General features: G+C 68.9%; 12 protein-coding genes. 9 read left to right on the forward strand and 3 right to left on the reverse strand.

The window, feature by feature from the left end; translation table 11 throughout:
• Positions 1-2: 2 nt before the first annotated feature.
• Entirely contained in the window at positions 3-1,154 is a 1,152-nt protein-coding gene (gene dnaJ, locus C6Y44_RS16105; protein WP_059380830.1) for a molecular chaperone DnaJ, read from the reverse strand.
• Between the two features lie 48 nt (positions 1,155-1,202).
• Positions 1,203-2,246 carry a heat-inducible transcriptional repressor HrcA gene (hrcA, locus tag C6Y44_RS16110; RefSeq protein ID WP_088897214.1) on the reverse strand — a complete coding sequence of 348 codons (1,044 nt, stop codon included), beginning with the start codon at positions 2,244-2,246 and terminating at the stop codon, positions 1,203-1,205.
• A 157-nt stretch (positions 2,247-2,403) separates the two neighbouring features.
• On the opposite strand from hrcA, the gene C6Y44_RS16115 reads away from it, so the two are divergent.
• Both C6Y44_RS16115 and C6Y44_RS16120 read left to right on the forward strand, forming a co-directional pair.
• Positions 2,404-2,757, forward strand: coding sequence for a type II toxin-antitoxin system VapB family antitoxin (locus C6Y44_RS16115; protein WP_060651486.1), 354 nt, complete (start codon positions 2,404-2,406; stop codon positions 2,755-2,757).
• Positions 2,758-2,841: 84 nt separating this feature from the next.
• Positions 2,842-4,338 (forward strand): serine/threonine-protein kinase, encoded by a 1,497-nt coding sequence (locus tag C6Y44_RS16120; RefSeq protein ID WP_159417981.1) that lies wholly within the window; start codon positions 2,842-2,844, stop codon positions 4,336-4,338.
• 40 nt (positions 4,339-4,378) lie between these two features.
• Here C6Y44_RS16120 and hemW read toward each other — a convergent pair whose 3' ends face one another.
• Entirely contained in the window at positions 4,379-5,602 is a 1,224-nt protein-coding gene (gene hemW, locus C6Y44_RS16125; RefSeq protein ID WP_174247130.1) for a radical SAM family heme chaperone HemW, read from the reverse strand.
• A gap of 392 nt (positions 5,603-5,994) precedes the next feature.
• On the opposite strand from hemW, the gene C6Y44_RS16130 reads away from it, so the two are divergent.
• From C6Y44_RS16130 to C6Y44_RS16160, 7 genes are all read left to right on the forward strand, one after another.
• Complete coding sequence (locus tag C6Y44_RS16130) at positions 5,995-7,710, forward strand: nitrite/sulfite reductase (protein WP_159417979.1); 1,716 nt, start codon at positions 5,995-5,997, stop codon at positions 7,708-7,710.
• Between the two features lie 49 nt (positions 7,711-7,759).
• Positions 7,760-8,488, forward strand: a complete 729-nt coding sequence (locus C6Y44_RS16135) for a phosphoadenylyl-sulfate reductase (protein ID WP_159417978.1) — start codon at positions 7,760-7,762, stop codon at positions 8,486-8,488.
• Positions 8,485-9,429: a sulfate adenylyltransferase subunit CysD gene (gene cysD / locus C6Y44_RS16140; RefSeq protein ID WP_060651483.1), complete on the forward strand. Its 945-nt coding sequence runs from the start codon at positions 8,485-8,487 to the stop codon at positions 9,427-9,429. Before C6Y44_RS16135 ends, cysD begins: the two co-directional genes overlap by 4 nt.
• Before the next feature lie 2 nt (positions 9,430-9,431).
• Positions 9,432-10,766, forward strand: coding sequence for a sulfate adenylyltransferase subunit 1 (locus C6Y44_RS16145; RefSeq protein ID WP_120279711.1), 1,335 nt, complete (start codon positions 9,432-9,434; stop codon positions 10,764-10,766).
• On the forward strand, positions 10,763-11,506 hold the full coding sequence (locus tag C6Y44_RS16150) for a sirohydrochlorin chelatase (protein WP_120279712.1): 744 nt from the start codon (positions 10,763-10,765) through the stop codon (positions 11,504-11,506). Before C6Y44_RS16145 ends, C6Y44_RS16150 begins: the two co-directional genes overlap by 4 nt.
• A 105-nt stretch (positions 11,507-11,611) precedes the next feature.
• A complete protein-coding gene (gene ppk2, locus C6Y44_RS16155) occupies positions 11,612-12,502 on the forward strand; it encodes a polyphosphate kinase 2 (protein WP_120279713.1) in 891 nt (296 codons plus the stop codon).
• 95 nt (positions 12,503-12,597) lie between these two features.
• Entirely contained in the window at positions 12,598-13,470 is an 873-nt protein-coding gene (locus tag C6Y44_RS16160; RefSeq protein WP_120279714.1) for a universal stress protein, read from the forward strand.
• The last annotated feature ends 31 nt before the right edge of the window (positions 13,471-13,501 follow it).

The raw sequence follows: 13,501 nt of genomic DNA on the forward strand, positions 1-13,501 counted from the left end.
ACCTAGCGGGCGCTGAACGCGTCGCGCAGGCGCGAGAACAGGCCGCCGGTGTTCTGCGAACCCGTGGTCACGACCTCGACGTGCTCCCGGTCGCTGTGCCGGCGCAGGTCCTCGAGCAGCTTCGTCTGCTTGTGATCGAGCTTGCTCGGCACCACGACCTCGAGATGCGCGTGCAGGTCGCCGCGCGTACCCGAGCGCAGCTTCGGCATGCCGTGGCCGCGCAGCACCGAGACCGAACCGGGCTGGGTGCCGGGATCGATGGTGATCTCGGTGGGGCCGTCGAGGATGGTCTCGACCGTCACCTTGGTGCCGAGCGCAGCGTCGACCATGGGCACGCGGATGGTGCAGTGCAGGTCGTCGCCGTCGCGCACGAAGACCTCGTGCTGCTGTTCGAGCACCTCGACGTAGAGATCGCCGGCGGGTCCGCCGCCGGGGCCGACCTCGCCCTGGGCTGCGAGTCGGATGCGCATCCCGTTGCCGACACCGGCGGGCACCTTGACGGTGATCTCGCGGCGGGCACGCACGCGGCCGTCGCCGCCGCACTTGCGGCAGGGATCCGGGATCGTCTCGCCGACACCGCGACAGGTGGGGCACGGTCGGGAGGTCATGACCTGGCCGAGGAAGGAACGCTGGACGGACTGGACCTCGCCGGCACCGCCGCAGGTCTCGCAGCGCACGGGCTTCGAGTCGCCGTGGGTGCCGGAACCGGTGCACGCGTCGCACAGGATCGCGGTGTCGACCGTGACCGTCTTGGTGACGCCGCGAGCGCATTCCTCGAGGGTCAGGCGGGTGCGGAGCAGCGAGTCGGCGCCGGGCTGGACGCGGCCGCGCGGCCCGCGGGAACCGCCGGCGCCGCCACCGAAGAACGCCTCGAAGACGTCGCCGAGGCCACCACCGAAGCCGGCGCCGCCGAAGCCGCCCGCACCGCCGCCACCGGGTTCGAGCGGGTCGCCGCCGAGGTCGACGATGCGTCGCTTCTCGGGATCCGACAGCACCTCGTAGGCGGCCGAGATCTCCTGGAAACGCTTCTGCGCCGACTCGTCGGGGTTCACATCCGGGTGGTGCTCGCGCGCCAACTTGCGGTACGCCCGTTTGATCTCCTGGTCGGTCGCGTTCTTGGACACGCCGAGCGTCCCGTAGTAGTCCCGTGCCACGTTTGGTTCTCGTCCTTACGTCGTTCTACAGAGCAAAATGGACGGTGCTCAGCGTTCGCCGAGCACCTCACCGATATATCTCGCAACGGTGGCGACCGATGCGATGGTTCCCGGATAGTCCATCCGGGTGGGGCCGAGCACCCCCAGACCACCGAAGACCGTACCCGCGGCCCCGTAACCGGTGGACACGACCGAGGTGGTGCGCATCTCCTCGAACTGGGTCTCCTCACCGATGCGGACGGTGACCCGGCCGGCGTCCTGGCTGGACGCGAGCAGTTTGAGCACCACGACCTGCTCCTCGAGGGCTTCGAGGACCGTGCGCAACGAACCCGGCACTATCCCGTGGCCGTCGAAGTCGGCGGCGTTACGGGTGAGATTGGCGGTGCCTCCGAGCACGAGACGCTCCTCGGGGTGCTCGACGAGGGTCTCCACCAGCACGGTGGTGCACCGGATGAGCGCGTCGCGCAGATCGTCCGGTGCGTTGTCGGCGAGCTCGGTGACCGCGACGGAAGCCGCGGCGAGCCGCTTGCCCGTCAATGCCCCACCGAGCAGCTCACGCAGCCGCGACAGGCCGTCCTCGTCGATCACGTCGCCGAGTTCGACGATGCGCTGATCGACGCGGCCCGAGTCGGTGATGAGCACGAGCAGCAGCCGCGCCGGTGTCAGCCCGACCACCTCGAGATGTCGCACGGACGACGCCGAGAGCGTCGGGTACTGCACGACCGCGACCTGGCGGGTGAGCTGCGCGAGCAACCGCACCGCGCGGCGCAGCACGTCGTCCAGGTCGACGCCCGATTCGAGGAACTGCAGGATCGCGCGGCGCTCGGCCGACGAGAGCGGTTTGACCTCCGCGATCCTGTCGACGAACTGGCGGTAGCCCTTGTCGGTGGGCACGCGTCCCGAGCTCGTGTGGGTCTGTGTGATGTATCCCTCTGCTTCGAGCACAGCCATGTCGTTACGGACCGTGGCGCTGGACACACCGAGGTTGTGCCGGTCGACGAGAGTCTTGGAGCCGATCGGCTCCTTGGTGGACACGTAATCCGCCACGATGGCGCGCAAGACCTTGAATCTCCGCTCCTCGGTACTCGACAACCCGCCACCTCCGTTTCCGCCGCCTGCAGGACTGCACCTCTCGGGGCCGTACCCTGCCAGTCTAATCGCGCGACGACCTCGAAGGTGTCGGGCACGTGTGCGACACCACCCCGAACCGGAGGCGACGCCGTCGGCGCGTCCCCCGTAATGTGTCCGCATGATCTTCAAGGGCGTCCGGGACGGCAAACCGTATCCCGATCACGGACTGTCTCTGCGCGACTGGTCGAGGATTCCGCCCCGCCAGGTGCGCCTCGACGAGATCGTCACGACGACGAAGGTGCTCGAACTCGACCGGCTGTTGTCGGAGGACTCGACCTTCTACGGCGATCTGTTCCCACACGCCGTCCAGTGGCAGGGCGTGCTGTACCTCGAGGACGGGCTCCACCGTGCCGTGCAGTCCGCGCTGCGGAACCGGCCGGTGCTGCACGTGCGTGTCTTCGAGTACGACGTGCTGATTCCCGGTGGCGTGCCCGACCCGGGCGCCGAGGTTCGGGGCCCGTCTCCCGCATAGCCCGATCAGGGGTGGATTCGCCCCGTTTCGACCGACGTCCGACGGACCGCCCGAGCTCTCGGACACCGACCGGGAAGGAATGGCATGGGCGAGACGTTCGGCCGCTACGAACTGCAGACCCGGCTCGGCCAGGGCGGGATGGGTCAGGTGTGGTGCGCATTCGACTCGGTCACCGATCGTCAGGTCGCGGTCAAGGTCCTGCCGCCGGAACTCGCCGACGACGCCGGATACCGCGCGCGTTTCGATCGTGAGGCCCGGGCCGTCTCCAAGCTCCGCCATCCGAACATCGTCCCGATCCACAATTTCGGTGAGATCGACGGACGGCTGTACATCGACATGGCCCTGCTCGAGGGCGAGGATCTCGGCACCGTCCTACGACGTGAAGGTTCCCTGCCGCTCGACCGCACCGTGCGCGTGATCGGCCAGGTCGCTGCGGCTCTCGACGCCGCACACGATGCGGGACTGGTGCACCGGGACGTCAAACCGGCCAACATCGTGCTGCACCCCAGCGGCCATACCTATCTGATCGACTTCGGGATCGCACATGCCGACGGTCAGACCGCGCTCACCCGCGAGGCCGGGGCGATCGGCACTCTCGCCTACATGGCCCCGGAACGCTTCGACGGCCGATCCGGGCCGGGTTCCGACATTTACGCGCTGACCTGCGTGTTGTTCCAGTGCCTCACCGGACGAGCACCGTTCGCCACCGACAGCACCGCCCAGCACGTCGCCTCCCATCTGACGAAACCGCCGCCGCGTCCGACCGACCTCGTGCCCGGCCTCCCCGCCGCGCTGGACGGCGTCGTCGCACGTGGGATGGCCAAGCGGGTCGAGGATCGGTATCGCCGGGCCGGTGAACTCGCCGAGGACCTGGCTCGGAGCACGATGGACCGACGGCCGCCGCGCGGGGCACCGGTCCCGCTCCGGAAGGTCGAGCCCGGACCGCCGCCCACGGCGGTGATCCCGCCGACCGCGGTGAACCCGTCGAGCTGGACGGGCCCGCCGACCTTCCCGAACCGACCCCCGATGGGGCCTCCTCCCCCACCTTCGGCGCGTGCACCGCGCCGCGGTGCGGTCGTGGCACTCGCGGTCGCCGCCGCGGTGATCGCAGTGGGGGCGGTGCTCGCCTTCGTCCTCGGGCGGGACACCGGCGACTCGCCGTCCGCCGGTGCCACGAGTCCACTCCCGGCGGAGACCTCGACACCCTCCACCGTTCCGTCCTCACCCGGATCGACGTCACCCGAACCGACCTCGTCGGAGTCACCGCCGAGTTTCGAGCGCATGGCGACCTTCGTGCGGGACTACTACGCGTTGCTCCCGGACGACACCGAACAGGCCTGGGCGTTGTTCGATCCCCACTACGCGGGAAAGGTCGGCCGGGCCGGCTTCGAGGAGTTCTGGCCGACGATCCGGTCCGTCTCGGTGGATGCCGTGGAGCCCCGCGATGCGTCGAGTGTGATCGTCACCCTGACGTTCGTCACCGTCGACGGCCGGACCGAGTCGGAGAAGCGCTGGGTGTCGGTGGTCGAGAACCGTGGGCGGCTGTCGGTCTACGACTCGGAGCGCATCGGAGCGGCATGACGCGACCGGTCGGTCGGAGCGGCGTGACGCGACCGGACGGTCAGTCGTCCGCGCCGAGCAGGATGGTGCGGACCACCGCGTCGGCGAGCAGCCTGCCCCGGTCGGTCAGCACGAGATGATCGTCGCGCTCCACAGCGAGCCCGTCGGCGACCACCGTCTCCGCCGCGACGCGCTCACCGTCGTCGAGCTCCGACAACGGCAGGCCCGTGCGCAGCCGCACGGTGAGCATGACGAGTTCGGTGTGCCGGTCCTCGGCCGTGAGATGTTCGCTTCCCGCAACGGGCAGGGCTCCGTCGGCGAGGGTCGACGCGTAGCGGGCCGGATGCTTGACGTTCCACCAGCGCACGCCGCCGACATGGCTGTGCGCGCCCGGCCCGGCGCCCCACCAGTCGCCGCCGTCCCAGTAACCGAGGTTGTGGGCGCAGCGCGCCGACGGATCGTCGGCCTTCGCCCAGTTGGACACCTCGTACCAGGTCATCCCGGCGTCGGCGAGTCGCGCGTCGATCCGCTCGTACCGCGATGCGAGCACGTCGTCGTCCGGGGCCGGCAGCTCGCCGCGACGGACACGGCGGGCGAGGGCGGTGCCGTCCTCGACGATGAGCGCGTACGCCGAGACATGGTCGACCCCCGCTTCGAGCACGGCATCGAGGGAGGCGTCGAGGTCGGCGTCGCGCTCGCCCGGAGTGCCGTAGATCAGATCGAGGTTGACGTGGCCGAAACCGGCCGCGCGCGCTTCCTTCGCCGCCGCGACGGGACGCCCGGGTGTGTGGGTGCGGTCGAGGACCGCCAGCACGTGGGGCGCCGCGGACTGCATGCCGAGCGACACGCGGGTGTATCCGGCCTCGCGGATCGACGAGAAGAACTCCGTGGAGGTCGACTCCGGGTTCGATTCGGTCGTCACCTCGGCGCCGGGGGCGAGCCCGAACGAGTCGCGGATCGCGTCGAGTACCTGCGCGAGACCGTCCGCGCCGAGCAGCGAGGGCGTTCCGCCGCCGACGAAGACCGTCTCGGCGGCGGGAGTCCGTCGTCCGGATTCGGACAGCAGCCGGGCACCGGCGTCGAGTTCGCGGCGCAGACCCTCGAGCCAGGACTGCGGCGAGGCCGCGCTGCCGAGTTCCCCGGCCGTGTAGGTGTTGAAGTCGCAGTAGCCGCAGCGGGTCGCGCAGAAGGGCACGTGCACGTACACGCCGAACGGTCGCGTCCCCACGCCGGCGAGTGCCGAAGCGGGAAGTTCGAGACCGGCCGGACGACCCGCGATACCGATTTCCGTGCCGGTGCGTCGACCGATCTCAGTGCTGTTCACGCCCTCCAGTGTTCCAGAGACCCGAAGGGCGGTTCCGCGCGCGACGCCCCTACCTCGACATTTCCCGAAAATTGGGTGGAAATACCGCCCGCAATTCGGAATCGCCCCGGTGACATGGCACAATGGTCCGCATGACAGGACACGGAGTGCGACTCGTGGCGCGACGCCACGTCGACTTCAAGCGCGTCTGCGCATCCTGTTGTCTGCCTTGCGCCGCTTGTCTCTGCGCCGACTGTCTCTAGTCGGCACTCCCCGGCACATCCCAGATCCCGCCGGGTCGAAGCATGCGTGCACGAGGTCAGCCCCCTCCTGCGCTCGTCGATCCGGTTCCAGCGAATATCAGGAGACCCTGTATGTCGTCGACCACCGACGTCACGCCCGCCGACGAGTCGGCCACTCCCGCCCGCCGCGCGCGTCCCGCCAAGCGTCGCGCCGAGGGCCAGTGGGCCCTCGGTTACCGGGAGCCGCTCAACGCCAACGAGCAGACGAAGAAGGACGACAACCCGCTCAACGTCCGCAAGCGCATCGAGAACATCTACGCGCAAACCGGTTTCGACGGAATCGACAAGAGCGATCTGCGTGGCCGCTTCCGCTGGTGGGGTCTGTACACCCAGCGCGAGCAGGGCTACGACGGCACCTACACCGGTGACGAGAACATCGACCTGCTCGAGGCGAAGTACTTCATGATGCGGGTGCGCTGCGACGCCGGCGCCCTGAATCTCGCGCAGCTGCGGACGATCGCCGGTATCTCCACCGAGTTCGGTCGCGACACCGCCGACCTGTCCGACCGCGAGAACGTCCAGTACCACTGGATCGAGGTCGAGAACGTCCCCGAGATCTGGCGTCGCCTCGAATCGGTCGGCCTGAAGACCACCGAGGCGTGCGGCGACTGCCCCCGCGTCGTGCTCGGTTCGCCGCTCGCCGGTGAGTCCCTCGACGAGATCATCGACGGCACCCCGGCGATCGACGAGATCGTGCGCCGCTACATCGGCAACCCCGAGTACTCGAACCTGCCGCGCAAATTCAAGACCGCGATCTCCGGCCAGCAGGACGTCGTGCACGAGATCAACGACGTCGCCTTCATCGGCGTCGAGCACCCCGAGCACGGCCCCGGCTTCGACCTGTGGGTCGGCGGCGGCCTGTCCACGAACCCGATGCTCGCGCAGCGGGTCGGCGCGTGGGTGCCGCTCGAGGAGGTCGCCGATGTGTGGGAAGGCGTCGTCGCGATCTTCCGCGACTACGGCTACCGCCGGCTGCGGTCCAAGGCACGCCTGAAGTTCCTCATCAAGGACTGGGGCATCGAGAAGTTCCGCGAGGTGCTCGAGACCGAGTACCTGAAGCGTCCGCTGATCGACGGCCCGGCCCCGGCCGCACCGGAGCGTCCGATCGATCACGTCGGTGTCCAGAAGCTGCGCAACGGCCTCAACGCCGTGGGTGTCGCGCCGATCGCCGGTCGTGTCTCGGGCACGATCCTGTCGAAGGTCGCCGACGCCGCCGAACGTGCGGGTTCGGACCGGATCCGGTTCACGCCGTACCAGAAGCTGATCGTGCTCGACGTGGCCGACGACAAGGTCGAGCAGCTCGTCACCGAGCTCGAGGCGCTGGGTCTGCCGGCCTCGCCGTCGCCGTGGCGCAAGAACCTCATGGCGTGCACGGGAATCGAGTTCTGCAAGCTGTCCTTCGTCGAGACGCGCAAGCGTTCGCAGGCCCTCGTGCCCGAGCTCGAGGAGCGTCTCGCCGACATCAACGCGCAGCTCGACGTCCCGGTGACGATCAACATCAACGGCTGCCCGAACTCGTGCGCGCGCTCCCAGATCGCCGACATCGGCTTCAAGGGGCAGCTCGTCGACGACGGTGAGGGCAACCAGGTCGAGGGTTTCCAGGTGCACCTCGGCGGTGCGCTGGGCTTCGACGCGAAGTTCGGACGCAAGCTGCGCCAGCACAAGGTCACCAGCGCCGAGCTCGGCGACTACATCGAGCGGGTGGTGCGCACCTTCGTCAAGGAGCGCACGCCCGGCGAGCGCTTCGGCGAATGGGTCGTCCGCGCCGAGGAGGCAGACCTGCGATGACGGGCACTGCTGCAGCGGTCGACACGAAGACGGATCGGGAAGGGACGCGATGACGATCGATACGAACATCGACGAGCTCCGGAGTATTGCCGCGCAGGGGGCGGCAGAACTCGAGGGTGCGTCGGCGCAGGAACTCCTGCGGTGGACGGACGAGACCTTCGGTACCCCCACCACCGACGGTGGACGTAGCGGGTACATCGTCGCGTCCAACATGCAGGACGGTGTCCTGGTCCATCTGGCCGCGCAGCAGCGCCCCGGCGTGGACGTGCTGTTCCTCGACACCGGCTACCACTTCGCCGAGACGCTCGGCACGCGCGATGCGGTGGAGCAGGTGTACGGCGTGAACATCGTCGACGCCCGGGCGCAGCAGTCCGTCGCGGAGCAGGACGCCCTGCTCGGCAAGGATCTGTTCGCTCGCGACCCGAACGAGTGCTGCCGTCTGCGCAAGGTGGTGCCGCTGAAGGAGAGCCTGAAGGGCTACCGCGCCTGGGTGACCGGCATCCGCCGTGTCGAGGCGCCCACCCGCGCGAACGCACCGCTGATCTCGTTCGACGACGCGTTCGGACTGGTGAAGATCAATCCGATCGCGGCATGGTCCGACGAGGACATGCAGAACTACATCGACGAACACGGGATCCTCGTCAATCCCCTCGTCGACGAGGGCTACCCGTCCATCGGGTGCGCCCCGTGCACCACCAAACCACTTCCCGGAGCCGATCCGCGCAGCGGGCGCTGGGCCGGCCGAGCCAAGACCGAATGCGGGTTGCACGCCTCATGACACTCACCGATACGAATCCCACCGAGACCCGGACGCTGCTGGACGGCAACCGGTTCGACACCCTCGACGCCCTCGAGTCGGAAGCGATCCACGTCTTCCGCGAGGTCGCGGGCGAGTTCGAGCGCCCCGTCATCCTGTTCTCGGGAGGCAAGGACTCCACCGTCCTGCTGCACCTCGCGATCAAGGCGTTCTGGCCCGCGCCGCTGCCCTTCGCGCTGTTGCACGTCGACACCGGCCACAACCTCCCCGAGGTCCTCGAGTTCCGCGACCACGTCGTCGAGAAGTACAACCTGCGACTGCACGTCGCGAGCGTCGAGGACTACCTCGCCGACGGCCGGCTCACCGAGCGTCCCGACGGCATCCGCAACCCGCTGCAGACCGTGCCGCTGCTCGACGCGATCTCGGAGAACCGGTTCGACGCCGTCTTCGGCGGCGGCCGCCGCGACGAGGAGCGTTCGCGCGCCAAGGAGCGGATCTTCTCGCTGCGCAACGCATTCGGCCAGTGGGATCCGAAGCGTCAGCGTCCGGAGCTGTGGAATCTGTACAACGGGAAGCACGCACCGGGTGAGCACGTGCGGGTCTTCCCGCTGAGCAACTTCACCGAGCTCGACATCTGGCGCTACATCGCCCGCGAGAACGTCGAACTGGCGAGCATCTACTACGCGCACGAGCGTCCCGTCTACCGCCGCGACGGCATGTGGATGACCCCGGGTGTCTGGGGTGGTCCGGCCGAAGGCGAAGAGCTTGAGACGCGTTCGGTGCGCTACCGCACCGTCGGCGACGGATCGACCACCGGCGCGATCCTGTCCGAGGCCTCCACGAACGAGGAAATCCTCGCCGAGGTCGCGGCATCACGACTGACCGAGCGCGGCGCCACCCGCGGCGACGACCGGGTTTCCGAAGCGGCGATGGAAGACCGCAAGCGAGAGGGCTATTTCTGATCATGAGCGACCTTCACGAGCGGAGCGTGCAGAGCGACACGCAGCTGCTGCGCCTCGCCACCGCCGGTTCGGTCGACGACGGCAAGTCCACCCTGGTGGGCCGGCTGCTCTACGACACCAAGTCCGTGCTCGCCGACCAGATCGACGCCGTCACCCGCGCGTCGGTCGACCGCGGCCTCGACACCCCCGACCTGTCGCTGCTCGTCGACGGCCTGCGCGCCGAGCGTGAGCAGGGCATCACCATCGACGTGGCCTACCGCTACTTCGCGACGCCGAAGCGCAGCTTCGTCCTGGCCGACACGCCGGGTCACGTCCAGTACACCCGCAACACGGTGTCGGGTGCGTCCACCGCACAGCTCGTCGTCCTGCTGGTCGACGCGCGCAAGGGTGTCGTCTCGCAGACCCGTAAGCACGCCGCCGTGCTGGCCCTGCTCGGTGTGCCGAAGCTCGTCCTCGCGGTCAACAAGATCGACCTCGTCGAGGATCCGGCCTCGGTGTTCGCGCAGATCTCCGCCGAGTTCGGCGAACTGACGAGCTCGCTCGGCTGGGCCCCCGAGGACGTGCAGGAGATCCCGGTCTCCGCGCTGCACGGCGACAACGTGGCGGTGCGCAGCGAGAACACCCCCTACTACGACGGCCCGACCCTCATCGAGTACCTCGAGTCGGTCCCCGTCGACGCCGACGTGCACGGCCGGCACGAGACCGGTCTGCGCTTCCCGGTGCAGTACGTGATCCGTCCCCGCACCGCCGAGTTCCCCGACTACCGCGGCTACGCCGGTCAGGTCGCGGCAGGCTCCGTGCGCCCCGGCGACGAGGTCGTCGTGCTGCCGTCCGGTGTCCGCACCACCGTCGAGCGCATCGACAGTGCCGACGGCGCATTCGATGTCGCGCACGCCGGCCGGTCGGTGACCCTGGTGCTCGCCGACGACGTCGACGTCTCCCGCGGCGACATCATCGCCACCCCGGAGGCGGCACCCGAGCCGCTGTCGGAGTTCGAGGCCACCGTGTGCTGGCTCGCCGAGAAGCCGCTGCGTCCCGGCGCCCGGCTGCTGCTCAAGCACGGCACCCGCACCACGCAGGCCATCGTCGGCACGATCGACGAGCGGTTCGACGAGCAGAACCTCTCCTCCGTCCCGAGCCCGGACAGCATCGAGCTCAACGAGATCGCGCGCATCACGGTGCGTGTGGCCGAGCCGATCGCCGCGGACGACTACCGCGTCAACCGCCGTAGCGGCAGCTTCCTGCTCATCGATCCGGCCGGGGGCAACACCCTGGCTGCGGGTCTCGTGGGCGACGGACTCGCCGACATCGAGCTCGGGGACCGCGTCCCGGCATGATGCCGCTCGTCGCCGTCGCGCACGGCAGCCGCGACCCGCGTTCGGCGCGGGCCGTGGCTGCCGCGCTCGACACCGTCCGGGCCGAGAACCCCGGTCTGGACGTGCGACTCGCGTTCCTGGACCTGAACACCCCCTCGGTCGGGCAGGTCCTCGACGCGCTCGCCGCGGACGGGCATCGGCAGGTCGCGGTGGTGCCACTGCTGCTCGGCAGCGCCTTCCACGCGCGGGTCGATCTGCCGGCCCTGTTGCACGAGGCGCAGCAACGTCATCCGTTGCTCGAGGTGCTGTGCTCGCCGATCCTCGGCGACGATGATCTCCTCGTCGACGCGGCTCGCGACCTGATCACGGCCACGGGGGTGTCGGTCGATGATCCGTCCGTCGGTGTCGCGGTGTGCGCGGTGGGATCGCGGCGCCCCGAAGCGAACCGGGCGACAGAACTCGTCGTGCCCCGCATCCTCGCCGGGACGGCGTGGACGCAGGCCGCGGCGTGCTTCGCCACCACCGGCCCGTCGGTCGGAACGACCCTCGCCGATCTCACCTCCCGCGGCGCACGCACCGTCGTGCTGACGCCGTGGATCCTCGCCCCCGGACTGCTGTGGGACCGCGCCTGCGCCGAGGCCGAGAGTCTCGGGCACGTGCGGGTCGCGGAGACCCTCACCCGGCACGATGCCGTCGCGCGGGTGATCACCCAGCGCTACACCGAGGCCGTGCACCGCCGGCGCGGACTGCGCGTCGCCTGAGTCGCGTCCGACTCTCCGCCCGAGTTCACGCACGATTCGCATTCCTCCGCTACAACGGAGTCACAGTCGTCGTTCGACGACATCGGTGATCCGGGAGGACCTCGCGTGCAGAACGAACTCCGTCGCTACATCGACCGGCTCCGCACGGAGGGCTATTCGGTGCGCGACGACCACGGTGAGGACCCCGATCTGATCGACATCGAGGGCCGGGCCGTCGACACCTGGCGGGAGAACTATCCGTACGACACCCGGATGGACCGCGCCACCTACGAGGTCGAGAAGTACCTCCTGCAGATCGAACTGCTGAAGTTCCAGTCGTGGGCCAAGGACAACGGGTCCAAGCACATCATCGTGTTCGAAGGTCGCGACGCCGCCGGCAAGGGCGGCACCATCAAGCGGTTCCAGGAGTACATCAACGTCCGGCACGCCCGGACCGTCGCGCTCAACAAGCCGTCCGACCGCGAGCAGGGCCAGTGGTACATGCAGCGCTACATCCAGCACTTCCCCACCGCCGGTGAGCTCGTGCTGTTCGACCGCTCCTGGTACAACCGTGCCGGGGTCGAACGCGTCATGGGGTTCTGCAGCGACGACGAGTACGAACGCTTCATCACTCAGATCCCGATGTTCGAGCAGCTCATCGTCGACGCCGGGATCTCGCTGACCAAATTCTGGTTCTCGGTCACGCAGAACGAACAGCGCACGCGGTTCGCGATTCGCCAGCTCGACCCCGTCCGCCGCTGGAAGCTGTCGGAGATGGACCTCGAATCGCTCGACAAGTGGGACCAGTACACCGAGGCGAAGGAAGAGATGTTCCGTCGCACCGACACCGATCACGCCCCGTGGACGACGATCAAGTCGAACGACAAGAAGCGGGCCCGGATCAACGCGATGCGGTTCTTCCTGAACCAGTTCGAGTACGACGACAAGGACCGTCAGATCGTCTTCCCGGCCGACCCGAAGATCGTCCAGCGCGGCAAGGACGCCGTCGGCGACTAACTGCCGGGAGGTCGTGCTCCGGCGTGCCGAGGCGCGCAGGGCTGGCGCGCAGACTGTGATCCGTACCACACTGGACGGTGACGCGAGGAGGCAGCATGGGCACAGCCAATGTCGGTCACGGAATCGTCGTCGGCATCGACGGATCGGACAGCGCACTCGATGCGGCCCGGTGGGCCGCGTGCGTCGCCCGACGTCTCGGCGAACCGATCGACCTGGTGCACGTTCATCCCCCCACCTCCGACAACGGGACCGACCCGTCGGAGGCCGTTCTCACCGCCGCGGAAGCAGCCGTTCGTGGCGCAGTCGACCGGGTGGAGGTCCGGCGGTCCACCCCGTCGGGCAAGCCGGATCGCGTGCTCACCGACCTGTCGCGCGAGGCACGGATGATCGTCCTCGGTCACACCACCACCACCGAATGGCAGTCGATGGTGCGGCGCTCCGACGTCGTGTCGGTCGCCAACCACGCCGAATGCCCGGTGGTGACGTGGCGCAGCCGCGAGGGATTCCAGCCACCCGACGGCCGTCCGGTCGTCGTCGGCGTGGACGGCACCGAGGTCAGTGCGGAGGCCGTCGAGCACGCGTTCGCGACCGCAGCGGCGCTCGAGGCACCGCTCGTCGCGATCCACACGTGGACAGAGCAGTCCACGCTCACCTACGGCGAGGGATCACGGTTCACGGACTGGACTGCCTACGTCGAGCACCGGAGGGAGGAGATGAAGTCGCATACCTCCGGGCACACCGAGCGGTTCCCCGACGTCGAGGTCTCCTACCGGGTCGAGCGGGGCAAGCCCGACATCGTCCTGCTCGAGGAATCCAAGAGCGCCCAGCTCGTGGTGGTGGGCAGCCACGGCCGGAGTCCGCTGGCCGCTGCGGTGGTCGGCTCGAGCAGCCAGGGACTCATCCACCACAGTTGCTGTCCGGTCATGATCTGCCGGGCCCACCACCGGTCGGAGACCGAGGCCCACTGAGCCGACCCGCGTGACCCTCGAGTCCCCCGCT

It is taken from the genome of Rhodococcus rhodochrous (assembly GCF_014854695.1).
In the GTDB taxonomy this organism is placed as follows: domain Bacteria; phylum Actinomycetota; class Actinomycetes; order Mycobacteriales; family Mycobacteriaceae; genus Rhodococcus.